This window comes from Salinibacter sp. 10B, from assembly GCF_002954405.1.
In the GTDB taxonomy this organism is placed as follows: Bacteria; Bacteroidota; Rhodothermia; order Rhodothermales; family Salinibacteraceae; genus Salinibacter.
The window spans coordinates 3,191,060-3,216,535 of record NZ_MQWC01000004.1; the positions used below are offsets into that span (position 1 = coordinate 3,191,060).

At 61.1% G+C, this 25,476-nt stretch carries 19 protein-coding genes; 14 read left to right on the plus strand and 5 right to left on the minus strand.

Going from position 1 to position 25,476, the window contains the following annotated elements; all coding sequences use genetic code 11:
* The first annotated feature begins 22 nt into the window (after nucleotides 1–22).
* From rsmH to ftsZ, 13 genes are all read left to right on the plus strand, one after another.
* Nucleotides 23–1,024, plus strand: coding sequence for a 16S rRNA (cytosine(1402)-N(4))-methyltransferase RsmH (gene rsmH, locus BSZ35_RS12985; RefSeq protein WP_105012845.1), 1,002 nt, complete (start codon nucleotides 23–25; stop codon nucleotides 1,022–1,024).
* 60 nt (nucleotides 1,025–1,084) lie between these two features.
* The gene (locus BSZ35_RS12990) at nucleotides 1,085–1,681 is read left to right on the plus strand and encodes a response regulator (RefSeq protein ID WP_105012846.1); all 597 of its coding nucleotides are present in this window, start codon (nucleotides 1,085–1,087) and stop codon (nucleotides 1,679–1,681) included.
* Between the two features lie 82 nt (nucleotides 1,682–1,763).
* Nucleotides 1,764–2,255, plus strand: a complete 492-nt coding sequence (locus BSZ35_RS12995) for a hypothetical protein (protein ID WP_105012847.1) — start codon at nucleotides 1,764–1,766, stop codon at nucleotides 2,253–2,255.
* Nucleotides 2,256–2,299: 44 nt separating this feature from the next.
* Entirely contained in the window at nucleotides 2,300–4,252 is a 1,953-nt protein-coding gene (locus BSZ35_RS13000) for a penicillin-binding transpeptidase domain-containing protein (RefSeq protein ID WP_105012848.1), read from the plus strand.
* 4 nt (nucleotides 4,253–4,256) lie between these two features.
* On the plus strand, nucleotides 4,257–5,792 hold the full coding sequence (locus BSZ35_RS13005; protein ID WP_105012849.1) for a UDP-N-acetylmuramoyl-L-alanyl-D-glutamate--2,6-diaminopimelate ligase: 1,536 nt from the start codon (nucleotides 4,257–4,259) through the stop codon (nucleotides 5,790–5,792).
* A gap of 69 nt (nucleotides 5,793–5,861) precedes the next feature.
* Nucleotides 5,862–7,019, plus strand: a complete 1,158-nt coding sequence (mraY, locus tag BSZ35_RS13010; protein WP_105012850.1) for a phospho-N-acetylmuramoyl-pentapeptide-transferase — start codon at nucleotides 5,862–5,864, stop codon at nucleotides 7,017–7,019.
* Nucleotides 7,020–7,205: 186 nt separating this feature from the next.
* Nucleotides 7,206–8,585, plus strand: coding sequence for a UDP-N-acetylmuramoyl-L-alanine--D-glutamate ligase (gene murD, locus BSZ35_RS13015; RefSeq protein ID WP_105012851.1), 1,380 nt, complete (start codon nucleotides 7,206–7,208; stop codon nucleotides 8,583–8,585).
* Nucleotides 8,586–8,687: 102 nt separating this feature from the next.
* Nucleotides 8,688–9,881: a putative peptidoglycan glycosyltransferase FtsW gene (locus tag BSZ35_RS13020; RefSeq protein WP_105012852.1), complete on the plus strand. Its 1,194-nt coding sequence runs from the start codon at nucleotides 8,688–8,690 to the stop codon at nucleotides 9,879–9,881.
* A gap of 81 nt (nucleotides 9,882–9,962) precedes the next feature.
* The gene (gene murG, locus BSZ35_RS13025; RefSeq protein ID WP_105012853.1) at nucleotides 9,963–11,075 is read left to right on the plus strand and encodes an undecaprenyldiphospho-muramoylpentapeptide beta-N-acetylglucosaminyltransferase; all 1,113 of its coding nucleotides are present in this window, start codon (nucleotides 9,963–9,965) and stop codon (nucleotides 11,073–11,075) included.
* 128 nt (nucleotides 11,076–11,203) lie between these two features.
* A complete protein-coding gene (gene murC, locus BSZ35_RS13030; RefSeq protein WP_105012854.1) occupies nucleotides 11,204–12,622 on the plus strand; it encodes a UDP-N-acetylmuramate--L-alanine ligase in 1,419 nt (472 codons plus the stop codon).
* A gap of 151 nt (nucleotides 12,623–12,773) precedes the next feature.
* Nucleotides 12,774–13,544: an FtsQ-type POTRA domain-containing protein gene (locus tag BSZ35_RS13035; RefSeq protein WP_105012855.1), complete on the plus strand. Its 771-nt coding sequence runs from the start codon at nucleotides 12,774–12,776 to the stop codon at nucleotides 13,542–13,544.
* A 128-nt stretch (nucleotides 13,545–13,672) separates the two neighbouring features.
* Complete coding sequence (ftsA, locus tag BSZ35_RS13040) at nucleotides 13,673–14,941, plus strand: cell division protein FtsA (RefSeq protein WP_105012856.1); 1,269 nt, start codon at nucleotides 13,673–13,675, stop codon at nucleotides 14,939–14,941.
* A 366-nt stretch (nucleotides 14,942–15,307) separates the two neighbouring features.
* Entirely contained in the window at nucleotides 15,308–16,681 is a 1,374-nt protein-coding gene (gene ftsZ, locus BSZ35_RS13045) for a cell division protein FtsZ (protein WP_105012857.1), read from the plus strand.
* A 467-nt stretch (nucleotides 16,682–17,148) separates the two neighbouring features.
* Here the strand turns inward: ftsZ and BSZ35_RS13050 are convergent, their stop codons facing one another.
* The 3 genes from BSZ35_RS13050 to BSZ35_RS20060 form a co-directional block, all read right to left on the minus strand.
* Complete coding sequence (locus BSZ35_RS13050) at nucleotides 17,149–17,631, minus strand: HEAT repeat domain-containing protein (protein ID WP_105012858.1); 483 nt, start codon at nucleotides 17,629–17,631, stop codon at nucleotides 17,149–17,151.
* Between the two features lie 166 nt (nucleotides 17,632–17,797).
* Nucleotides 17,798–18,649 (minus strand): AAA family ATPase, encoded by an 852-nt coding sequence (locus tag BSZ35_RS13055; protein ID WP_105012859.1) that lies wholly within the window; start codon nucleotides 18,647–18,649, stop codon nucleotides 17,798–17,800.
* Nucleotides 18,650–18,703: 54 nt separating this feature from the next.
* The gene (locus tag BSZ35_RS20060) at nucleotides 18,704–20,908 is read right to left on the minus strand and encodes a GAF domain-containing protein (RefSeq protein WP_146110091.1); all 2,205 of its coding nucleotides are present in this window, start codon (nucleotides 20,906–20,908) and stop codon (nucleotides 18,704–18,706) included.
* A gap of 501 nt (nucleotides 20,909–21,409) precedes the next feature.
* Between BSZ35_RS20060 and BSZ35_RS13065 the strand changes: the two genes are divergently transcribed.
* Nucleotides 21,410–22,450 (plus strand): DUF2279 domain-containing protein, encoded by a 1,041-nt coding sequence (locus BSZ35_RS13065; RefSeq protein WP_146110092.1) that lies wholly within the window; start codon nucleotides 21,410–21,412, stop codon nucleotides 22,448–22,450.
* Between the two features lie 367 nt (nucleotides 22,451–22,817).
* On the opposite strand, the gene BSZ35_RS13070 is transcribed toward BSZ35_RS13065, so the two are convergent.
* Together BSZ35_RS13070 and BSZ35_RS13080 are read right to left on the minus strand one after the other, a co-directional pair.
* Nucleotides 22,818–23,981: a serine hydrolase domain-containing protein gene (locus BSZ35_RS13070; RefSeq protein ID WP_105012862.1), complete on the minus strand. Its 1,164-nt coding sequence runs from the start codon at nucleotides 23,979–23,981 to the stop codon at nucleotides 22,818–22,820.
* 865 nt (nucleotides 23,982–24,846) lie between these two features.
* On the minus strand, nucleotides 24,847–25,092 hold the full coding sequence (locus BSZ35_RS13080; protein ID WP_105012863.1) for a hypothetical protein: 246 nt from the start codon (nucleotides 25,090–25,092) through the stop codon (nucleotides 24,847–24,849).
* Nucleotides 25,093–25,476 lie beyond the last annotated feature (384 nt).

Here is a 25,476-nt window from a genome sequence, read left to right on the forward strand (position 1 = left end):
ATGCGCGGCGACGCGGGAATATATGACTGACCCCCACACTCCAGATCATTCGTCCGGCCGCGATGACCCGCTGCGGTACGCAACGGATTTTCACGCGCCCGTTCTTTCACATGACGTGCGAACGCGACTTGTGACCAACCCCAGCGGTCGCTATGTAGACGCTACGCTCGGGGGCGGAGGGCACGCCCGCGCTCTTCTCGACGCGTTGGGGCCGGAGGGGAGCGTTCTCGGCATTGACCGAGATCCCGACGCGCTGGCGACAGCCCGCGACCGCCTCGATACTGAACAAGAGGCCGGCCGCTTCCGGGCGATTCGGGGCACGTTCGGAGATCTCCAGGCGCTCTTGGAGGCCGAAAAATTCATTCCGATCGATGGGCTCCTGCTGGATCTGGGAGTATCGTCCGAGCAAATCGACGCGCCCGAGCGCGGGTTCAGCTTTCAGAAGGAGGGGCCGCTCGACATGCGCATGGACCCGAGACAGGGGCTCACTGCACGACGAATCGTCAACGATTGGTCGGAGCGCGACCTGCGATCAGTGCTTCGAGAGTATGGGGAAGAGCGGCGCGCTGGTCGAATTGCTCACGCCATTGTGGAGGAGCGCCCCCTCGAGACGACCCGCGACTTGGCCGATCTTGTGCGTTCGGTCGTGCCTCCGCCCGATGAGGTGAAGACGCTGGCGCGTGTGTTCCAGGGGCTTCGCATTGTCGTGAATACGGAGCTGGAGGAGTTGGAGGCAGCGCTGCGACAAAGCGTGGAGGTCGTCCGCCCCGGCGGTCGCATCGCCGTCATCAGCTACCATTCGCTGGAGGACCGGCGGGCAAAGCGCTTCCTTCGGTACGGCAACTTCGACGGGGAGCCTCGCCGCGACCTGTACGGCAATCTGGTGGCGCCCTGGCGAGAGGTCCCTCGTGGGCCCATTGCGGCTGATGAGGCCGAGGTGGAGGCCAATCCGCGGGCCCGGAGCGCTCATCTCCGCGTTGCCGAGCGGCGCGACGACGAGGAGATGGGAACGCCCATGCCCTGAAGCCTCGCGTTCACACCGTCGTTTCCACGTGTCCTTTCGAATCCGTCTCCGGGACCAGCCATGAACGATTCCGACAGCATTTTTCCCGACCCTAACATTCTCTGGAACCAGATCCGCGAGTCCGAACGCACTGCGCCCGACGATCGGCCCGTCGTTCTCGTGGTTGAGGGAGATCCGAGTGTGCGGATGGTTCTGCGCCATGCTCTGCGCACCGTAGTGCGCACTGATGCTGCCGGTACCGTGGCCGACGCCCTGCGCATGGCCGAGACGGTGCCGTACGATGGGGTGCTCTTGGATCTGGATTTGCCGGACGGGAACGGAATGGAGGTGGTAGACACGCTGCGCGAGCGGACGCCCTACTGGGGGGTGCCGATGGTGGCCGTGACGGCCCACGAGCTGCCTGACGGTCGGGGGCACTTTCTCGAGGCCGGACTCGATGCGTTCGTGGCGAAGCCGTTCGAGAAAGACGAGATTCGTACTCTGGTACGTCATCTTGTGGTCGCGCCCGACAACGCCGTGGACAGGGGGCGGAAGCTGATCCGGGAAAAGCAAGACCGACAGCCGGCAGAGACGGAAACGGCAGAAGCGGCCGAAGAAAAGCAGGAGCGCCGGGAAGCTCCTGTTACACAATCCCTGGACGTTTTGTCGGAGCGGTAGTGGGCAGTTCAGCCGAAGAGACGAGCCGTCGCGGTCCGACTCCGAAGCCATTTCGTACTGATCGACAATCGAAAGAGGCGACATGAAGAATACGCGTTCCACATCCCGAAAAAACCGGACGTCCGGTGCACGCCGATCCGGTTCGAAAACCCACGGTCGCCGAAGGGGGAGCAAGGGCGGGCGGTCCTCCTCGTCCCGCAACGGATCGAACTGGGCACGGCACAGCACGGCCCTGCCGGACTGGACCGATCTCGAACCGCCGACCAATCGGCGTCGCCCCGACCCGTCCGAGGAGTCGTTTCTCCAACAGGTATCGACGGTGCGCTTCGCGACCATCGTGCTACTGCTGGCGGGGGCTTTCACCCTCTACGTGGGGCACGTACACGCCACGAAGGACTTGCTCGGCAACGTTCAGGAGGTACGGGCCGAAAATCAGCGTCTCCACCTGAAGCGCAATCGCCTGCAGGGCGAGTTTGCCCGCAAAACGAGCCCATCGGTCATCTACGAGCGCGCCCGAGCACTCGGCCTTCGAGAAAGTGTGACGTACGGAGAACCCATCTCGATTGACGAATAGCGAATTCCGAGTTCGCACCTCGTCTTTCCCAATTCGCCATTGCCATGAAGCCGAAGGATCAAATCCTAACCCGGATGTACATGGTGCTGACGCTGCTCAGCATCGTGCCCGTGATTGTGGCTGCCCAGATTGGGTGGATCGTCCTCACGGAGAAGGGAGAGCTACGCGATCGGGCGAAAGAACAGGCCCGCTCCACAGTGAAGATTCCGGCCATGCGGGGCAGTATTCTGGATGCTTCGGGACGAACGCTGGCGACGAACACGGCTCGCTACGATCTTGCACTCGACCCGACAGTGGAAGGATTTGCGTCGGTAGCCAACCGGTTCTATGAGGGGCTTGCCTCTATCACCGGCCGGTCGGCTGCCCACTTCCGGACCATCGTAGACGAGCGGTACAGTCCGCAGTATGTGGCCTTATATGATGGCCTCACAGAGCGCCAGTACGAAAAGGTGAAGAGCTGGGAGGTGCCGGGGGTAATCCTCACGCCCCGATTTGCTCGGCGCTACATGCATGGCACCACGGCCGCCCATGTGCTCGGGCACGTCGGGGGCGATGGGCAGGGCTTGTCGGGATTGGAGCTGTCGTACAATGACGCCCTGGCGGGCACGCCCGGAAAGCGGGTGGTTACCCGCGATCGGAGCGGTCGCATCAAGGCGTTTGTAGGGGGGCAGGTGCGGAAGCCAACCCACGGGAACGACCTCGTGCTCACCATCGATCTCGTTCGTCAAGCGGCCCTTGAGGACGAATTGCGACAGGGCGTGCGTGAGAGTAAGGCGAATTGGGGGACGGCGGTGGCGATGGACCCGGAGACCGGAGCTATTCTTGCCATGGCCAACGTGCCGACCTACAATCCCAATCAGCCCGGCAGTTCTCAAAGTGCAGCTCGGCGCAATCGCGCCATCACCGATCGGTTCGAACCCGGCTCCACGTTCAAACTCGTGGGCGCCACGGCGGCGGTCGATCAAGGCACGGTGGCAATGGACGACTCCGTGGAGACCGGAGAGGGATGGGCCGTGTTTCACGGGCACACGATGAAGGACGTGACGGCCTACGGCACCATTTCCTTTGCCGAGGTCATCTCGAAGTCGAGCAACGTGGGCATGGCGAAGACGGTGCGCAGTCATGTGGAAGCGGGGACCTTTTATCAGTACGCCCGCAACATGGGGTTCAGTACACCGACGTGGATTGATCTGCCGGGAGAACAGGAAGGGGTACTGAAGACGCCGGATGAGTGGAGTCAGACGACCCTCACCTCGATGAGTATTGGCTACGAGGTGGCCGTGACGCCGCTGCAACTGGTGACGGCGTACAGTGCTCTTGCCAATGGGGGGCGCCTTCTGAAGCCGTACGTGGTGGCCGAGCGGCGGGACGTGACCGGGAAAACATTGTGGCAAAACGAGGTCGATTCCATTCGCCGGGTTATGAAACCGGAGACGGCCCGGACGCTTCGCCCGGCGTTCGAACAGGCGGTGGAGAGCGGCACGGCGACCGAGGCAAATATTGAAGGGGTGGAGGTGGCGGGCAAGACCGGAACTGCGCTTCAGGTGACCGACGGGCACTATACGAAAGAGCAGGCGCGGGCGTCCTTCGTGGGCTTCTTCCCGGCGGACGACCCGAAGGTTACGCTTCTCGTCATTGTGGGTGGGCCGGAGACGAGCATCTACGGAGGGGCCGTGGCGGCGCCCATTTTTCGGCGCGTGGCCCGGCGGTGGGCGGGTACGTTTCCGTCGGTCGTGGACCGCATGACGGCCGAGCCGTCGTACGGAAAGACGCGTGTCTCGTCGCCGCTTGATTCTCTTCTGCGTCGCCCCTCCCTTCCGCAAGATTCGACTCGCACGCTCCCGAACCTCACGGGGACCAGTACCCGACGGGCGCTACATTGGCTCCGCAGCCACGGTGTAGATGTAAAGCTCTACGGCCAGGGACGGGTGGAGGGCCAGAAGCCGAAGCCCGGGGCTCCGATGCCGTCTCGCGTTCTCCTCGAAAGTGGCTCGTAATCCAATGCCGACGAACCAGTCCCATGCTCCCCGGACGCCTGCGTCCGATCACGGCCACTTCTCGGTGGCCCTGGGGGAGCTACGTCGGCGTTTCCAAGCACGGGACCTGCTTGCGAAGGGGGGCTGGCCCTCAGAGGGCTCAGACGATCGTGTGATTGAGCACCTTGCGGACGACAGTCGTGAGGTCGTTCCGGGGGGCGCCTTCATTGCCCTTCGGGGCACGGAGGGGGACGGGCATTCGTTCATTGACAGTGCTGTGGAGAAGGGGGCCCGACTCGTGGTATGTGAGGACATTCCCGAGGCGGTCCGTGAACGGTTTTCCGATACGCTCTTTGTCCCGGTCACGGACACGCGGGTAGCCCTGGCGGAGATGGCGGCGGCCCTTTATGATGACCCGGCGGACGAACTGCAGATGGTGGGAGTGACAGGAACGAATGGAAAGACGACGGTTGCCTTCCTGGTTCACCACCTGCTTGAGGCGCTGGGAACGACAACCGGCCTCCTCAGCACGGTAGAGGTACGGACGGGAGAGGGGACGAGCAAGACAGATCTCACGACGCCCGGACCTCTGGAGCTGCATCGCCTCCTCCGTCGCATGGTAGACGAGGGCTGTACGGCGTGTGCGATGGAGGTGTCGTCGCACGCCCTCGACCAGGCCCGCGTTCACGGCCTCGACTATGCTGTTGCGATTTTTACCAATCTCACGGTCGATCACCTCAACTACCACGGCACTCTCGTTGCGTACCGGCAGGCCAAGAAGAAGCTCTTCGACCAGCTTTCCGCGGAGGCCACGGCTCTGTACAATGCCGACGATGAAGCCGGAGACGAGATGATAGCCGACACGGCGGCCCGAACCATCTCCTTCGCCCTGGACACGGACGCCGATATACGGCCTCGGATTTTGGAGAGTGCGGTCGACGGCCTGCGCCTGGAGATGGGGGGGCGGGAGCAGCACTTTCGACTGGCCGGACGCTTCAATGCCTACAACCTTGCGGCGGCCTACGGGGCGGCCCGTGCGTTGGGGTACGACGCCGAGGCCACGCGGGAGGCGCTTGCCGAGGCACCGCCGGTGCCCGGTCGCTTCGAACCGCTGCGCTTTGAGGAAGGCCCAACGGTCGTTGTGGACTATGCCCACACGCCCGATGCACTGGAAAATATTCTCCGGGCCGTCCGCGAGACGATGGACGCTGCCACAACGCTCTGGTGCGTGTTCGGGTGTGGGGGCAACCGGGACACGACCAAGCGCCGCACAATGGGCAGTATCGCCGAGCAAGGGGCCGATCGCGTCATTGTGACGAGCGACAACCCGCGCACCGAGGAGCCGGAAGCCATTCTCAACGACATCAGACGGGGCGTCAGTCGTCCCGCCGATATGCAGTGGATTGTGGACCGGGAGGCGGCGATTCAGGCGGCGGCCGAGCAGGCCACGCCCAACGACGTGGTGCTGATTGCGGGCAAAGGACACGAGGCCTATCAAATCATTGGGAACGAGAAACGACCGTTCGACGATCGCGAAATAGCTCGAAAATATTTTGGCTGAGTGAGCGTGGGAGCGTGGGCGAACGAGCGCTCGTGCTCCCATGCGCCCACGCTCTCTACTCCCATACGCATGCTCTATTACCTCATCGACTACATTGAGCAGCTGTACCACCCGCCGGGGTTCCAGGTGATTCGGTTCATCACCGTGCGGGCGGCGCTGGCGTCCATTACGGCGCTCGTGATCGCGCTGTTTGCGGGACGCAGCATCATTCGCTGGCTGCGACAGCAGCAGCTTGGGGAACAGGTGCGCGAGGGCGAGGAAGCGGGGGCGGTGAGTCACGTGCACAAGGCCGGTACACCCACGATGGGCGGCATCATCATCCTGCTGTCCGTGCTGGGGGCCACGCTGCTGTGGGGCGCCATCGCCAACACCTACGTGTGGCTCGTGATGGCCGCGACGGCGGGACTGGGCATGCTCGGGTTTGCCGACGACTACGTGAAGACCGTTAAGAAGGACAAGGACGGACTGCCGGCAAGGATCAAAATTTTCGGCCAAGTGGGCGTGGGGGGGCTTGTGGGAGGCGTGCTCTACTTTCATCCCGATTTTGCCGACTACAACACCCTCACGTACGTCCCCTTTCTCAAAGATCAATTGCTCGACTACGACCTCTTCCGGTTTTGGGAGTTGGGCCTCGACCTCGGATGGCTCGTGTACATCCCGGTCGTCATCTTCATCATTACCGCCGTCTCGAATGCCGTCAATCTGACTGATGGGCTCGACGGCCTCACGACAGGGGTCACGGCGTTCGTGTCGCTCGGGCTCATCGCGCTCGTGTACGTGTCGGGCAATGTGCAGCTTGCAACCTTTCTCAACGTGATGTTTTTGCCCGGCACCGGCGAGCTCACGGTGTTCGTGGCGTCTGTGACGGCGGCCTGCTTCGGGTTTCTCTGGTACAACGGGTATCCGGCCACCGTTTTTATGGGCGACACCGGCTCCCTGGCGCTGGGAGGAGCTGTGGGGGCGACCATTCTCATGGTGCGCAAGGAGTTGCTGTTGCCGCTGCTCGGCATCGTATACTTTGCGGAGGCGGTGTCCGTCATTTTGCAAACTGGCTATTTCAAGTACACGCGTCATCGTACCGGGACGGGAAAGCGGATCTTCAAGATGGCACCGTTGCACCATCACTTTGAGGCGCTCGGGACCCACGAGGCGAAAATCGTGACGCGCTTTTGGATCGTGACCGCGATTACCGTGATTGCTGCCCTCCTCTCGTTGCGATTGCGTTGAAGGTTTTCGGACTGTAATGAGACGCCTTCTTTAGAATTGAAAGACAGCACTTTACCGACGTGCCTTCCCAAGACGAGAGTACGTAGCACGTTGAACGTTCAACGTTTTGACCTTCAACGAAAGGACAGCAGCAGACTCCTTAGGTACACACTCCCACGCTCGAATTCTTCTCGACAGCCCGAATGAATGACTCCAGACAATGTCCGCACAAAGCAGGTGACCGTCGTCGGCGGGGCGCGCAGCGGGCGAGCTGTGGCGCAGTTGTTGGCGGAGGCCGGGGCGGAGGTCTTCTTGACCGAGCAGGGACCTCCGACCGAAGGATTAGAGGCGACGCTCGATGCCGCCGGGGTGGAGTACGAGTTCGGAGGGCATACGACGCGCGCCATCGAGGCCGACTTCTTTGTTCTGAGCCCGGGAGTGCCTACGCAGTCGAATATTGTACAGCAGGCTCAGCGGGCGGGGCTCAGCATCTACTCAGAGATCGAAGTGGCGTCCTGGTTTTGCGAGGCGCCCATCGTCGCGATCACGGGCACCAACGGGAAGACGACCACGACGAGTCTGACCGGACACGTATTTCGGCAGGCCCTCGCCGAGGCCTCCGGGCGCGAGGCCATCGTGGCGGGCAACATCGGGTATCCGTTTTCGGACTATGTGATGGATGCAGGGCCGGAGGACGTGGTGGTGCTAGAAGTCTCCAGCTTCCAACTCGATCACGTAGATACGTTCCATCCTGCCGTCAGCGTGATCCTCAACATCACCCCCGACCACCTGGACCGCTACGACCACGACTTCAATGCCTACGCGCAGGCCAAATTCAACATTTTTCGCAACCAGGGGACGGGCGACGTGGTGGTGTACAACCGCGACGACGATCTTGTGCGCGATTATGTGACGTGGGCGGCAGAGGAGCAGAGGATGCGGCCATTAGGCTTTACGCTGACCGACGAGCCGGGGCCGGGGGCATACCTACAGGACGATCGCATTTTTCTTCGCATTGAAGATGGGGAGCCGCTCATGCAACGGGACGAGTTGGCCCTCCGGGGGCGTCACAATCTGTACAACTCGCTCGCGGCTGCCGTCTCGGCTCGCGTCATGGAAGTCGAGCGCGACGTCATTCGTGAGAGCCTAGCCGGGTTCGAGGGAGTGCCGCACCGTCTCGAAGAGATCCGAACGGTCGACGGCGTGCTCTACGTCAATGATTCAAAGGCAACCAACGTGAACGCGGTCTGGTACGCCCTGGAAAGTTTTGATCGGCCCGTGGTGTTGATTGCCGGCGGACGGGACAAGGGAAATGACTACACCGATCTGAAACCGTTGGTACGCAAGGGCGTGCGCGCTGTTGTGGCGATGGGCGAAAGTGCCGAGAAGGTGTACGAGGAGTTGGGCGCCGAGGCCGAGGAACGCGGCAAAGCACGATCGATGGAGGAGGCGCTCAATCTCGCACAGGGCTTTGCGGAATCGGGGGACGCCGTGCTGTTGAGCCCAGCCTGCTCGTCCTTCGACATGTACGAAAATTACGAAGAACGGGGCGACATCTTCCGCCGCCTCGTGAAGACGCTGCTATAGTGCGTATTTTGGGAGGCGATGAGGAACGAACCGAAATACGCAAGCAACACGAAATACTCGATTAACGCATTTGCCGACAGACAGACGTAGCGACCTCGTTCGATGAGCTTCATTGACACCCTCAAACAGAAAGTCACCGACCGCGCCCCGGCGGACAAGTACGTCGTGTGGGTCGTGTTGGCCCTTGCGGCTATGGGGACCGTGGCCGTGTACAGCGCCATTACGTACCTGGCGGAGGTGCGGGCGGGAACGGGGCCGGAGCAGTTTCTGGTGCGGCACCTGATCCGGGTCGGAATTGCATTCGGGGTGATGGGGGTGGTCAGCTTCATCGATTATCGCACGCTGGCACGATATAGCCGGATCGGACTCATTGGCGCTCTTCTGCTCCTGCTTTCTGTAAAGATCATGGGGCTCTTTTCCGCGGGCTCTGACCGCTGGTTAGAGATTGCCGGCTTCGGGTTCCAGCCGTCCGACCTGGCGCGAGTGGCCCTGGTGTTTTATGTGGCTGTCCTGTTGGTGCAAAAGCAGGACTACGTGAAGAGCTTCAGCCGGGCCTTTCTGCCCATCCTCGTATGGGTATTTGGGACCATCTTGCTCATTGGAATTGATGACCTTTCCACCTCTGCCGTCTTGCTTCTGGCGGTGATGCTGATGTGCTTCGTGGGACGGGTGAGTGCCATCCAGATCGGCGGACTTGGAATCCTTGGGGCGGCCCTGGCGGTGGTTCTCATTGCCACCTCGCCGCATCGGGCCGCCCGACTGGAGGCATATCTCGGGGTAAACCTCTTCGACGATACGAGTACCGAGTACGTGATGGACCCGCAGGGCGAACAGTACCAGTCCCGGCAGGCCCGCATCGCGTTTGCCGTCGGAGGCTTCACGGGGGTGGGGCCAGGAAAAAGCATCCAGCGTGATTTTCTGCCAGCGCCCTACAACGACTTCATCTTCGCAATCATAGCGGAAGAGTACGGCATGGTGGGGGCGTTGCTGCTACTACTGGGATTCTGTGTGCTGCTGTTTCGGGGCTACCTCCGCATCGCCCGAGATGCACCGGACCCGTTGGGGCTCGTGTTGGCGGTTGGCTTTACGACTTTGATTGTAGCGTACGGGTTCGTGCATGCTGCGGTCTCCTGCGGCTTGCTGCCCGTAACGGGCCTGCCGATGCCCTTTGTGTCGTATGGAGGCACGTCGATGGTGGCCAACGGCATTATGGTGGGCGTCCTGCTCAACATCTCACGGCAATCGGCAAAGCGGACGCCCGACGAGATGCGACTGGAATATAAGGACTTTGTTTGATCCGGGAGGACGCCGAGGACTGTTTGCGGGGCACCGGAGGAGAAAAATTGGAATCATTCATCATTCGACTGCGCTTACGACATGGCGACACGCCCTCCGCACATTTTGATGGCCGGTGGGGGTACGGGAGGACACGTGTATCCTGCCATTGCGATTGCCGACGCCGTGACGACGCTCCGTCCGGAGGCACGGGTCATCTTTGCGGGGACGGAGGATCGGCTGGAGGCGCGGGCAGTGCCGGCGGCGGGCTACGCCCTGCATCCGATTACGGCACAGGGCGTGCAGCGCAGCTTGTCGGCCAAAAATCTGATGACACCGGTTCGGGTTCTCCAGGGGCTCTTGCAGAGCTGGCGCCTGGTGGGAAGCATTGAGCCGGATGTCGCCGTGGGAACGGGCGGCTACGTGGCCGGGCCTGTGTTGCTGGCGGCGTGGCTGCGCGGACGCCCTCTTCTCATTCAGGAGCAAAACGCCTACGCGGGGGTCACGAACCGACTATTGTCGCATCTGGCCGATCGCATCCATCTTGCCTTTCCTGAAGCAAGGGAATGGGTGCCAGCCGATCGGGCCGAGGTGAGTGGCAATCCCACACGGCGATCCCTCCGTGAGGCCGATCCGGGCGAGGCCCGTTCGGCCCTTCAGCTTCCGGCCGACGGGCGTGTTATTCTCGTGATGGGCGGCTCACTTGGCAGTGCGGCGCTCAACGAGGCGGTGGAGACGAATCTGGAGGCGCTCCTTGCGGAGGAGGACGTGTACGTGGTGTGGCAGACGGGGACACGGTACCACGACGCCATTGCCGAGCGCGTAGACGATCATCCGCAGCTTCGCCTCGTCGAGTATATTGACCGCATGGATCGAGTCTACGCGGCGGCAGATCTCGTCGTGTGTAGGGCCGGGGCGCTCACCTGCAGTGAGCTCATGGTAACGGGAACGCCTGCTGTGCTCGTGCCCTCGCCCAACGTGGTGGCCGACCACCAAACCAAGAATGCTCGCAGCATGGAGCGAATGGGAGCGGCGCGACTCCTTCCCGAGTCGGAGCTAAAGACCCGCTTTGTGGACGTGGTGTATGACCTGCTGGCCGATCCCGATGCATGTGAACAGATGGCCACGGCGGCGCTGGACATGGCGCGTCCCGAAGCGGCCGAAACCATTGCTCGCGATGTACTCACCCTCGCCGATCATTACCGACAGAACTGATCATCATCCTGCTAACGTAAGGGCACGCCGCTGGCATGCCCTCAACCACGAACGAATTGAACGTACAGCCGCGCCGCCGCGGCTCTTCAAGGGATGCCTTCGACGACCTTCTAAGTCACCTTCAATCGATGACGGAATTACGCAAACAACCGGCACTGGGCCGCATCCGCCAGATCCACATGGTGGGCATTGGCGGCATCGGCATGAGCTCCATCGCCGAGGTGCTCCTCAACCGTGGCTACGACGTCACCGGCTCGGACCTGGAGACGAGTGACGTGACGGAGCGGTTGGAGGACCAGGGGGCTACCGTGTATGAGGGCCACGCTGCGGAGCAGGTAGGTGAGGCCGACGTGGTGGTGTACTCCAGCGCCATCGATCCTGACGAAAACCCGGAGACGAAGGAGGCGGAGCGGCGTCGCATCTCGCTCATTCCCCGCGCCGAGATGCTGGGGGAGCTCATCCGGATGAAGTACGGCGTTGGCATTGCAGGCACCCACGGCAAGACGACGACCACCTCGATGGCCGGGCTCGTGGTGACGGAGGGCGGCTTCGATCCCACCGTCATCGTGGGCGGCAAAGTGACGGCCTTTGGGTCTAGCGCCGTCGCGGGAGAAGGCGATGTGATTGTGATTGAGGCCGACGAGTACGATCGCACGTTCCTTCGGCTCACGCCGTCGATTGCGGTCATAACGAACATTGAAGAGGACCACCTCGACATCTACGAGGACCTGGACGACCTCAAGGAGGCATTCACGCAGTACGCGAACAGCGTTCCGTTCTTCGGGGCGGCGGTGCTCTGCCTCGACGATCCGAACGTCCAGGCCATCGTGGGGGATATAGAGCGGCGCATTATTACGTACGGCACGACGCGCCAGGCGGAGGTGCGGGCCGAAAATATCCGGCGCGACGGGCTACAGACCCGTTTCGACGTGATGCGGCGCGATACCCGACTCGGGGAGGCCAAGCTGCGGGTGCCCGGCATGCACAACGTGCGCAATGCGCTTGCTGCGGTCGCCGTTGGGCTTGAACTTGAGGTTGGGTTTGATCGGATTCGGAAGGGACTGGCGGGCTTTACTGGCGTGCGGCGTCGGTTCGAAAAGGTGGGAGAGGCACAGGGACGGGTCGTGATCGACGATTATGCGCACCACCCCACGGAAATCCGCGCCACTCTCGACGCCGCCAGCCAGGGCTACCCGGATCGCCGCATCGTGGCGGTGTTTCAGCCGCACCTGTACTCCCGCACCCGCGATTTTCTCGACGACTTTGCCCGGTCCTTCTTTAATACCGACCAGCTGGTTCTCACCGATATCTACGGCTCGCGGGAGGACCCCATTGAGGACGTAGATGGGCATCTCCTTGTGGACCGTGCCGAGCAGTTCGGCCACCGCTCCGTACAGTACGTTCCCGAGAAGACGGATTTGCCCGAACGGCTCATGGATCTCACGGCGCCCGGCGATGTGGTGCTCATGCTCGGGGCTGGGGACATCTGGCGGTACAGTCGCAGCTTCGTGGAACTGCTCAATGAAAACGAAGGGGGGACAAATTAATGAGAGGGATTCTTTTCGACACTGCGAGTTATGAAACGTGAGGTGTGATGTGTGAGGGAAAGAGCCTCATCCATCACGAGTCACGCTTCCCTTTGCTCTGTTGAAGGAAAATGTATTTCGGGAAAGCCATACGACCATTAAGACAGTACCGATGAATCTCGATCGCGCCAAAACATACGGATGGCTGGCGTTACGCCTCCTTGGGCTCTTTGCCGTAGGGGGCGGTGTGCTCGCCCTTGGCCTGCTGGGATGGCAGTGGCAGTCGAGCGTGACGGTGAAAGAAATTGCTGTCACCGGGGTGCACCACACGCCGCCGGACACCGTACGACACCTTGCCCGTGTAGATAGCGGTACCGTCATGGAGTCCATCGACGGCGCGCTCGTGGCCGATCGGGTCTCGCGTTATCCCTGGGTGAAGCAGGCGGAGGTTACAAAACAACGGGCGCGGCGCACGCTGTTGGTGTCCGTCTCTGAGCGTAAGCCCGCGGCTCTCGTTATAGACGCGAGGGGAACGCCGGCCTACTATCTCGATCGCATGGGATATGCCATGCCGTTGCCCGACAGTGCGGACTACGACGTGCCCCTTGTGCGCGGACTGGGGGCCGAATACCACCCAGTGCAGCCGGTGGCGCCGTCGTCGGTCCGGCGGGTACTTTCCGCCCTTCCGCAGGCCGAGGCGGAGCCGCTGGTGTCGGAACTTTCCGTACAGCCCGACAGCAGCGTGCAGCTTCTCACGGTGCCCATTGGGCAACACGGGACACTGCCCGTACAGCTGGGCAGCGATGCCCTCGTGTCGAAACTTCGTCGGCTTCGCGCCTTTGCCGAGCAGGTGCTTGCCGGAGAGCCGAAGAAGAACATCGGAGAAATCGACCTTCGCTTCGACGGACAAATTGTCACCCGAGAGCACCCCCTGGATGGATGATCACTTTATAATTTCCGTTCCCGCATTCGGATCCGGCCGTGCTGCTGGGATGACACCGTCGGCCCTCGCTCGTTTTGGTCGAGCCCGACGGTTCGCAGACCATCCCAACTACCAATCCTCAAAATATTATGACTGAGCATGAAGAAATTGTCGTAGGCGTCGACATCGGAACCACGAAGGTATGTGCCGTCGTGGCTCAGGAAGACGACCTCGGCCGCGTGAATATTTTGGGCGTGGGCATGGCCCCGTCCGACGGCCTGAATCGTGGGGTTGTCGTGAACATCGACCGTACCGTGAATGCCGTACGGGAGGCGATTACCGAGGCCGAGCGCGCGGCGGGGGTTGAGGTGCAGAACGTCATCGTTGGCATCGCGGGCGATCACGTGCAGAGCTTTCAGACGCGCGGCGTCGTCACGATCCGTTCCGGCGAAATTACGCAGGAGGACGTGCAGCGCCTCCTCGAAGACACGATGCACGTGGCGCTGCCGGCCGACCGTGAGATTCTACACGTCATTCCGCAGGAGTTTATCGTGGACGGACAGGACGGCGTGGCCGATCCCGTGGGCATGAGCGGGGTGCGCCTAGAAGCGAACGTTCACATCATTACGGGCCTCGTGTCGGCCGCCAAGAACATCTACCGCTGCATTGAAAAGGCGGGCTTTACGGTCGCCGATCTGGTGCTGGAGCCGCTCGCGTCCTCGTTCAGCGTGCTCCACGAAGACGAGAAGGAAGTGGGCGTGGCCCTCATCGACATCGGCGGCGGCACGACCGACATCGCCGTCTTCGAGGACCACACCATTCGACACACCGCCGTCATTGCCGTGGCCGGCAACAAGGTGACCGACGACATTCGAAAAGGCCTCGGTGTGATGCGCGATCAGGCCGAGCAGTTGAAGCGTCAGTTTGGGACGGCCCTCATCGACATGGCCGATCCAGGGGAGCAGATTGAAATCCCGGGCATTGGGGGCCGCTCCGAGAAGATGATCGGGCGTGACACGCTGGCGCAGGTCATTCAGCCTCGGCTGGAGGAGACGCTGGAGATTGCTGCCATGGAGATCAAGCGCAGCGGGTACGGCCGACACCTCGGGGTCGGCTGCGTGCTCACTGGGGGCGGAGCGCTCATTCCGGGCACCGACGAGCTGGCCGCCGACGTTTTGGGCATGGAGGCCCGCATCGGGCGCCCGATGGGCCTGAGTGGCGGACTCGTCGAAGAGGTCAGCAATCCGAAATACGCAACCGGCGTCGGGCTCGTGCTTTACGGCATGCGCCCCGAGATTATTGGCGGCAACACGTTGTCCGAAGATGTAGAGGCGCACCAGAACGGAAAACGCGCGGGTGACGGTACGCTGATGAACCGAATAGCCAGCCGCATGAAATCATGGTTTGACGAACTATAATCGATGAACGGTTGAAGGTCGAGGCGTTGAACGTTCACTTGTGTTCCGTTCGCCTTTGGACCTTCAGCCTCCTCAGAACTTGTTTGGCGAGACGGAGACGGCCTTCGACTTCGTGGGACGCCTGGAGCTTTTGCCTTCGCCTGGTAGGTTCACTACCGGCAAGCGAGCGTGCCAGCCTCACTTGGGCGCTCCATGGCACGTTGCCTACCATGTCTCGGCTACTCATCCGTTTGCAAAACAGGTTCTCAATCATTCAACCAACCAACCCGATTGCCCCTGTAGGGATGGCCGGGGCCGCTCACCTCGGCCGAGACGGGCAGTCGATCCCAATTTTTCGAACCACAGCATAATTTCTGGAGGGATTTTATGAACGACTTTAGCTCCAAATTTTCGTTCGATGACTCGGCGAACGAGGAGGCCAAAATCTGCGTCGTCGGGGTTGGCGGTGGGGGGGGGAATGCCATCAATAACATGGTGGAGAAGGGCATTCGCGGAAATGTCGAGTTTATCGCCATCAATACCGACTCTCAGGCGCTGAATGAGAACCGGGCGCCGCAGAAGATTCAGGCGGGGCGCAATCTCACCAGTGGCCTGGGGGCTGGGGCACGGCCCAACGTGGGCGCAGAGGCGATTGAGGAGAGCAGCAATGAAATCAAGCAGGCCCTCGACGGGTACGACATGGCGTTTGTGACGGCCGGTATGGGGGGCGGGACCGGCACCGGCGGGGCGCCCGTTGTGGCCTCCATTGCCCGTGATCTCGACATTCTAACGGTGGCGATTGTTACCAAGCCGTTCGAGTGCGAGGGCAAGCGGCGGATGGACACAGCGCTCGAAGGCATCGAGCTGCTGCGTGAGAACGTCGACACGCTCATCGTTATTCCCAACGAGCGCCTGCTCGACATCGCCGACGACGACACGAGTCTTATTGAGGCCTTTGAGAAGGCCGACGAGGTGCTCTACAATGCGACACGCGGCATTAGCGACCTGATTACGGTCCACGGCCTCATCAACCTGGACTTTGCCGACGTGCAGACGACGATGAAGGACGGCGGCACGGCGTTGATGGGATCGGCCACGGCCACCGGGGACAACCGGTCGGAGAAGGCCGCCATTCAGGCCATCAGCAGCCCGCTGCTCGACGGCCTTTCGATTGCGGGCGCGACCAACGTGCTCGTCAACATCACCAGTGGTCCGTCGCTTGGCATTCGCGAGGCCACGCAGGCCACGAGCGTCATCCAGGAAGAGGCCGGCGATGACGTGGAGGTCATCTTCGGCACGGTGATTGAAGAGGACATGGAGGACAAGCTCCGCGTCACGGTGATTGCCACGGGCTTCGACCGCGAAGAGGAGGAGGGCGACGCTGCCGCGCCTGCTGGCGAAGGAGAGAACGACGAGGGCGGGTCACGGCGCACAGTTCCCCTAGACGAAAATGATCCAGCCCATCGGTATAAGGGCGAGGACAATCTGCGCCAGCTCGACACCCCTGCATATGAGCGCCGGAGCAGCCCGAACCACTCGAACCGAAACGCGTCACAGCAGAATTCGGAGGAGCCGGACGAGAATTCCTCTTCGCCCGAGGCCCAGGGCCAGCCGTCGGGGAAGCGCTCTAAGATTCGCCGGCTACAGTCGGATCGCTCCGACGAGCGACAAGACCGAGGCGAGCGCTCCCGTTCCGACGATTCGGGCTCGGATGGGGAAGACTCGGACACGCCCGCATTCCTCCGCAAGATGATGGACTGACCCGAATGGGGAGTTTAGAATGCGGAATTTGGAATGAGGGGGGCGAAGGCGTGGGGGCATTCATTACACACTCCCCACTTCCAATTCCGAACTCAACAAAAGCGGGGATCTCCAGCCCCACCACAGGCCAAGAGAATGCTCTTCATTCGTTCCGCAGTGAGGAGACAACACGTCTCGATTGTAGAATGCAGGGAGACGTGTGGCGCACTGGGAGAATCCCTCTCGGATCGGAGCGGGGAGCACCGGCCTGCCCGCAGTGTTTGAGCAGCACGGCGGGACTGTGGTTCGATGCGGGGTTGCTTAGGACCGACACCGGTCCGTCCTGGGCGACCCCCGTCACATGCGAAAAGCCACGCCCATGGCCATCCGCCGAGGGCGTGGCTTTTTGTTTTGAAACAGGGGACGAGAATGTGGATCGTTCTGTGGTACTTGAAGGGTCCACCGCAACGGGACAGATCGTGAGGAAATTAGGAGGGTTCCGTGGGGGAATCGACTCGTTGAAGCAGCCGATTGTATGCCTGCGCCACCGTAGGGCGGCGAATCGAGCGGGACTCGGCAGCAGCCTTCAGGATTGTGTCGCGCACCCGAGCGTCCGGCTCGTCCAGGGCCATCATCAAGAGGGTTGTGTACGAGACGGGATCGTCGATCTTGCTCAGCGCTACCACGGCCGTCAGGCGGCGCGACGACTCGGCCGAAGCGGCATAAATGTTCAGAAGCGGCGTCGCGGCCTCCCGAAGCCGAACGGCGTTCCCTCGTTGGGTGACCACCTCGATGAGGGTGCGCATTCCGTGGTCTTGGAGCGACTGGTCGGGCGACTGGAGCAGCTCGGCAATCTGCAGTCCGAACGTCTGCTGCCAGGTGGATTGAGCCTGGGCCTGGGGCGTCGTTGTCGGAGAGGCGAGAAGAAAAAGGAAAAGGCCAGCAAAAGAAATACGGCGGATGTACGTCATAGCAGGATCCGGTTGGTGAGAGTTAGGTGAATCAGAGGGCAGTGCCTCTGTGGATCCCAATGACGGAGGCGGCGTCCGCGTGGTTACTGGAGTGAGACGAATGGACCGTTTCGTGCGACGAGCCGTCCAGAAAAGAGGTGTGGGCAGTGGAAAGACGGAAGGCCCATCATCGGAGGTCGGTCGTGCCCCTCTCATGCTGGGAAGAGGCCGCCGGGGAGGAAGAGGATACCCGGTGTTGCTGGGCTCGCTCATATACCTCACTTGCCAGGGCCGCGTAGTCGTCGGCGCCTGGGCTTGCGGGCGACTGTGCAAAAATGGACCGCCCCTGTTCTGCTGCGCGCACCAGGGAGTCGTCGTGCCGGATCTCCGTCGAAAAGACCTTCTCGCCGTAGTAGGTACGAATCTGCGAGATCACGGCTTCTGTATTTTCGATTTCCCGATCCACCATCGTGAGCAGAAGGCCGAGCACGGGCGTCGTTTGGTTGAGACTGTCGCGTGCTTGTTTGATCACTTCTCCCAAGCGGACGACGCCTTCCAGGGCGAGGTAGGCGGGGGAGACCGGAATCAAGAGGGCGTCCCCCGCCACCATGGCGTTCAGCGTGAGCAGCGACGTGGAGGGGGGGCAGTCGAGAAAGATGAAGTCGTAAAGGGGCTCGACCTCATCGAGCAGGCGGGCCAGCCGGTGGTGGCGGTCGTCGGCGTTGAACAGGCTGACGTCCGCGTTTGCGAGGTCGAGAGAGGCCGGGAGGAGGTCAACGGGATCGGCGTCCAGAGTGCGAATTGCATCCTCCACGTTTGCATCGCCGAACAGCACGTCCGCGACGGAGGGAGAAAGCTGATCGCGAGACAGCCCGAGCGAAAGGGAGGCAGAGACCTGGCTGTCCAGGTCGACGACCAGAACGGTCTGGCCGGCACGAGCAAGACCAGCTGCGAGGTTGACGGCTGTCGTCGTCTTGCCGATGCCGCCTTTGTTGTTCAGAATTGGAAGCGTTGTGGGGGCCGTTTGGGGGAGGGCCATGTCAGAAGAGCGTCAATACACGAGGGACGGGACGAGCAGGGACGGGGGCGCGGCTCATCCGTCCGAGGGCAGGAGGGAGGACTGGCCGTTTCCGTTCGATACCGACGAGCGCGGAAGGGTGAGGGTAAAGTGGGTGCCGTGCTCCCCATTTTTCATGTCCAGTGTGCCTTCCATGTGACCGGCAAGCTGGTGAATGCGATGGAGCCCGGAGGCTTCTGGGCCCGACGCCTCATCCAGGTACACTTCCATAAATCGCTCTTCCACCTCCGAGCCTGTATCGATTACGTGCAAGGCCACCTCGTCCTCGCCAGCTTCGGCCTTTACCGTGATGGTTCCCGTCTCCGTGTGGGTCAGGGCATTGGCGAGAAGAGCGTCAACAATCGTTTCGACGGCCGACGGATCGTGGCGCACCGGCACCGACGTGTCCGGCAGGGTGCGCCGGAGCTCTACGGACTGCGTGTCTCCTTCATGCCGGTCCAAGACGGCATGGAGATGCGTCACGAGGTCGAACGGTTCCGGAGTGAGATCGATGGCGTCTCCGGACTCCTCCATGTTCGTCGCCAGAGCGTTGGAGGCCGCCGGGTCCGAGGTCGACTCGGCATCCGACACGGAGTCGGATCCGTCGTCTGCGTCGGTCGGGACTGGATCTTCGAAGCCCTCGTCGGAAAAGGTCGGCAGGCTGGGAGAGAAGACGTCGTAGGCCTCGTCGGGGGCGGACGAGTCGGCCGAGGCGTCGTTCGCGTTGGATTCAGCGGCCGGAGCGCTCTCGTTTTTCGCACTGGAGGTCTCTGTTGAATCATCGGCATCGTGCGCCGGCGCGTCGGCTGCCTCCGCACCTTCGTTCTCGTCCTCCTCTTCTTCCTCCTCTGCTTGGGCTGCAGGCGACGGAGACGCTGCCTCGGGCGAGGGCTCCTCAGGGGGAAATTCGGCCTCGTCGGAGGGGGCGGGCTCCGCTGAGGACGACTCAACGGGGATGTCGTCGGAGGTGTCCGCCTCAGCAGAGGAGGCAGAGGCAGGAGACGTCGATTCCGGCTCGGGCGCTGTATCCTCGTCCAGAATGGGGGTGAGGGTTCCCGCCACGCCGGACGGACTGCCGGTGTCGTCCCGCATCAGTCGAGCGTGTAGCTCAAATTTCTGCTCGCCCTGATTGGTGAGGAAGCTGGCTTCGTGCTGGCACACGTCCGTGTCTGCCGCCAGAAGCGCCGAGAAGGCTTCGCTGGTTGCCGACCGGTCGAGTGGGTGGACGAAGCTGGTAAGCGGACGCCCGATGGTATCCGAGACGGAGAAGCCCGTCGCGGCCTCCCATTCGCCACTCAAGGACTGCGTGTTGCCCTCCAAGTCGGTTTGAAAGAAGACGGTACTGTCGGAATCGTGCCGCTGGGAGACGGACTGCGGGGCGGCCAGCCGGGCAGCCTGCCCGTCGAAGAGCACCTCATGCTCCCGGAGCTGCACGGGAAAGAAGGAGCCGTCCGCTCGCTTGTGCATCGACAGGTCGGCAGAGGACGGCTGGTCCTCCGGTGGGGCCTCCAGGGTGTCGGCGGTCATCGAGGCGAAGTCGGACTTGTCATAGCCGTATGTGTCACGGGCAGCCTCGTTGACGTACATCAGAGAGCCGTCGCTCTCGGAATAGACGTACATCGGCTGCGGATTCTCATTTACCAGCTGCCGTACCTGCGCTTCTGCACTGCGCAGCTCGAACTGATTCACCACCACGTCCGCCAGCCGTTCAAGAATTTCGCGCTGGGAGGCGTCGAAGGGTTGTGCCTCGTAGTCGATGATGCAGAGCGTACCGATGTGGACACCCTCCGGGGTTGTGAGCGGGGCACCAGCATAGAAGCGAATGTGCGGGGGGCCCGTCACGATCGGGTTATCCTTGAACCGCGGGTCCTTCGTTGCGTCCTCAACGACGAGCATCTCGCCCTGGTGCACAGCGTGGACGCAAAAGGAGACTCCGATGTCGGTCTCGCGGGCGTCGAAGCCGAAGCACGACTTGAACCATTGGCGCTCGTCGTCGATGAGCGTGATGAGGGCGGTTGAGACGTCGCACACCTTCGCCACGAGGCTCGTGATGCGATCGAAATTCTTCTCAGGGGCGGTATCAAGGATGTGGTAGCGCCGCAGAGCCGCCTGCCGTTTGCTGGTGTCTTCAAGATCAGGCGCGTTTGAGTACGTGGAGGACTCCATGCCGTTGAGAGAGGAAAACTGTTGGAAGAGAACAATACTGGTGCACAGGACGAGGGCCGACCATCGCTCGCTCACGTGCCGCAAATGAGGTGCCGATCAATGCGTCGGGCGTTCGATACGGACGTGCATAAACACATCATTACAAATGCACCTCGACGCCGCAATGAATGGGACTGGAGGTGTGGTTCTCCCGATGTGTTACCGGTGGGCAACGTTACTAAGGGAAAACATTTCACGACGTGTTGCCCGCAGGGTGCTTGGGGCTCTGTTTCCCCCGGTAAGGAATTGTTCAGCTCCAGACATTTGCATACAGTGTAGAGATAGGCGCCCACGAAGACGAAAGGTCCGCCCGAACGGTCATTCGAAACCGAGTGCTGAATCTGTTCGCGTATGTGAATGGGAAGGGGGACGTGTGTTGCTGGAGTGGAGGCACGAACGTTTGGGGGACACGGATCTTCAAAAATTTCCTCTCGTTGGAAGGCCGCTATTTCTTAGGTCAAGCCTTAAAAATGAGTTTTGGCCTCCTCCCTTTAAGCGGCTGTCGTCATTGTCTCTTTTCGTCTTTGCAGTCCCAGCGTGACTTCGGTTTTCCTCCATCGGATGTTCGTCAGGCCCCGTCGTTTCTTTTTCTATCTCGTCGGGAGCGTAGTGCTTGCCGTTGGGGGCAGTCTCCTTTTCGTCTTCTCTGTGCAGGCGCAGCAGGTGGCCCCAGAAGAAGGGCGCGTCCCGGAGGCGGCCCCAGTTTCGGTTCACCCGTCGATTCCGGTTCGGGCCCTCGCGCCGTCGTCGTTGGCTATCGAACTTCCCCCCGTGTCGTCCGCTTCTTCGTCCGGCGTTCGGTGGGGACGGGTTACTCTCGTCTCAGGGATACTCACGACGTCCTACGTTAGTCAGTATGTGATTGAACGTAAAAAGTGGTGGTCCCAACAAACGGTGGGCTTTCACTTCGACAGCAAGCTCGAGTATGCCCACGGTCTCGACAAGATGGCCCACTTCTATGGAGCCGAAATTCAGGCCATGACGAATGCACGGCTCCTGGAGTGGGCAGGCGTGTCGTCGTCGAAGGCGGCGCTTGCGGGATCCCTCTTGAGCCTCGCCGGGCAGACCAACGTGGAGATCCACGACGGCTTCAACGCCCAGTGGGGCTTCGACGTGTACGACCAGATCGCCAATGTGCTGGGGGTAAGCTGGTTCTACGCCCACGAGCGCGTGCCGGCCCTTCGGCGGTTTGACGTTCGACTTTCGTACTGGCACCCCAACGCGCCTCCGCTCAACAAATCGAAGGACATCACCCCTTTCACGAACGACTATTCGGGGCACGTCTACTGGGTGAGCATGCGCGTCTGGGATCTCCTGCCGGCGTCGGCGCAACCATACTGGCCCCGGTGGCTTCAGATCTCGGCCGGCGTGTCGCTGAACAAGTGGGAGGAGTACCCGGATCCGGACGCTTACCTCTCGACTCACATTAGTGTGGATGTTGACTGGCGCAAGATTATCCCGCGAGGATCCTGGCTCGGACGCACGACCGGCGATCTCCTGAATCGATACCACCTGCCTGCGCCAGCGCTCCAGATTACGCCGCGTCCGGGGATACGTCTCCTGTTCGTGGGGCAGTAGCCCGGCTGCAACGTACCCGGTACACGAGAATTGATACTCGATACCGAAGACCGGTGTACCCCCGATGGGAGCAAATTCGGACGGAACGACTCTTGTCGGAGGAAGGGCGTGATGCCAAAGTGGGATGGGCCATTCATCTCGTTCTCGAACCGGATCATCTCCCGTCGCAGAAAAACGTCCTCGTGGGTCACGAGGACGACGTGTTTTCTCGAGCGTCGAATGCGATGTCCTGCAATCTGCGGCTTTTCCCCACAAAGGTCCGGCGTCCGAACCATTCTATGGTCGAGAGACTAGGGGGCATGAGAGCGACAATAGCTCGTCGTCGGCTGCAATAGGGTTATACAGCAGATTTGTATTTGCAACCCCTCTACTTTTGAGGTCCTTTTCCTCCGAACACGAATCGGTTTAGAAATATCTGCGCAAACGGCGACTGCTCGACTGCTGCCCGGTCGAGCGGGTTGCCCCAATGGAGGACCTCGCTGTTGGCCAGTAGAATCAAGGTCAATTTGCGGTCCGGCACCTTCAGATAGAGCGCCGAAAATCCAGCTTCCTCGTCCCAGCCTCCATGCCAAACCAGCCGCTTGCCGCGGTAATCCTGCACGTACCAGCCGAACGCGTATGGGGATTCCGTTCCGTCCGATTGGTTTGGCGGATCGAACAGTGTGTTCATGACTGAGTCGGAGGCGAGGGTACCGGTGTCAAGTGCCACGTCGTAGCGAGCGAGGTCACGAACAGTCGACACGATGCCCGCCCCACCAGCGAGATGTCGCTCGGGTTGTCTCCGCTGGACATAGTCGCCATCTTGGAGGCCGTAGCCCTGTGCCATGTCGAAGAAGACATCCGCCTTTTCGCGTTGCCACAGGCTCGCCATCGTACGGGTCATTCCCGCCGGTTCTAGAATGCGCTTCTGAACCAGCTGGGCCATCGTGTTGTGTCGCCCTTCCGCAGCGCTAATCGGGTGGCCGTACACGTGCTCGACGTAGCGAGAGAGCCGCGAGTCCATGATCGGATTGTAGAGGAAGCGGGTCCCCGGCGTGCCGTTGACCCGGTGATGCAGCACGTTCCGGAGTGTGATCGGCACATCGCAGCGGAGGTCGCGTCCGAAGACAATACCGGACTGTGCCAGCCACGTACAGAAGTCCCTCCATTTCGGCATGTCGCTGATGCGATTCTCCAGATCGACGATGCCGTCCGCGTCCAGCTGCAAGAAGAGAAGGCCTACAAAGGTCTTCGTGAGGGAGGCGATCCAGAAGGGCGTGTCGGGCGTGACGGACACGTCCGGGGCACCGTCGTCGGTGTCGAAGTGGGCACTACCATAGCCACTCATCCAGGCGATCTTGCGGTCTTTCACGACGGCCGCCGCTAGACCGGGGATGCGATTTCCCTGCCGAAGCGAGTCGAGATCGGTCGCAAACGCCTGAAATGTTGAATCTGGGGTTGCTGAGTTCGGGGGAGACTGCCCCACTGCCTGTGTGGTGCTCACTGTGATGAGCGCCGTTGTGAGCACGGCAAGGAGTTGGAGTCTGTACATACGAAACGTAGAAGTCGCGGTTTGAGGGGGCAGATCAAATAAGGCCCTACCGCTTGACCTTAGCGTAATAAGAGCGGCCGTGTTATGCCAGCGATTCAGTGGTTCTCTTGTCAAACTCTGGTTGTCTCCAAAGCCCGACTCCCATTCCAGTGGCTGCCATGATGGCGGAGGTTGTAATACCGACCAGAAATTGGCCAATCCCTTGGTCAAGAAAAAAATTCAGGAACGAGAGAACTGCTGAACTTAGCCAAACAAATGCAGCGTGCTTCCAGGGGCGATCTTGCTGTACACGGCCCAGCTGGAAAAATACAAGAAAGATCCCGAGTACGACGAGACCACTCTTGAGAATTGGTGTCCAACTCGGAGGAACGCTGCCGCTGGCACTGTAAAAGCCACGGATGACGCCGGGTACAAACCCTGCAATGAATGTGGCGACGAATGTGAGACCAATGAAAAGAAAGATACGTTTCCAATTTATAGGCGTAGAGTAGTTAGTTGATAGAGCGGCATCAGCCCGGGTTCAGGTGAAGTGGTCGTTATGCATAGCTCGCTTACCAACTTCCGGAGCGGAGCAACCGAACGACCTGTTCGACAATTTCTGTTCTCGGTTCCTTCTTGAGTACTCCCGCCTCTCCCTCAAACAACTGAAGATTGGCGGTGAAAAGCTTCCCAGGCCGAGCGTAGCTTACTCACTTCAAGCTTCCTTCTGCAAACTCCTCATCCGTGAGCTCGACGGCATTCGGATCCGCGTACGGATTGCTCGTCACCTGACAGAGCACGAAGTCATCCCGACTAATTTCCGCCAGCACCACAGCTGGACGTAGTTTCGACTCCGATAAATCCGAAAATGGAAACGGAATCAGGACTACTGATCCGGCTGAAGGTGCTTCCATGCATCATCCTCCTCTTCACGAGTCCAATCTTCAGCGAGGGCCTTCTCACTTAGCAGCGCGGTCTCCCCCGCGCTGGAGTCAGCCTCGAAATCTTGATTCTCTTCGTCGGTCTCCTCAAGGATCGTTACGAGCACCCGCTGTTCTTTCTTCAAAGAAATCGAGTCCGGGAGCTGGATGGATCCATCTTCGGCGACGATAGCCTCCACAGTTTTCGGCATGGCTCTGAGCTACTAGGACATGAGCAACGCATCCTCTATTACGGCAGAGGAAGGTCACCGTTCGGCATAACACGACGCGGGGGAGCGGGTAGGTCTCTCATTTCCAAGAGGATACACAGAATGAAGGGAGCGATATCCCGATCGGGTCGGCATAATCCCGAAGATGACACGTTCTGTGGATCGGCGGCTGCTTGTATAAATCATAAGACATCTCGTCCATCAGGTCAATTAAAGATACTAGCCATTCACTCTCCTCCATACCAACCGCTGCCTCCGGTTCGTCCAACGCCCTGGGCCACGTCCGGGCCGCCTGCTGGCGTCAGTTTCAAAAGAGCAAGGTCATCCGGTAGGACGATCGAGAGGCTGGGTCGCTATCGGGGGGGC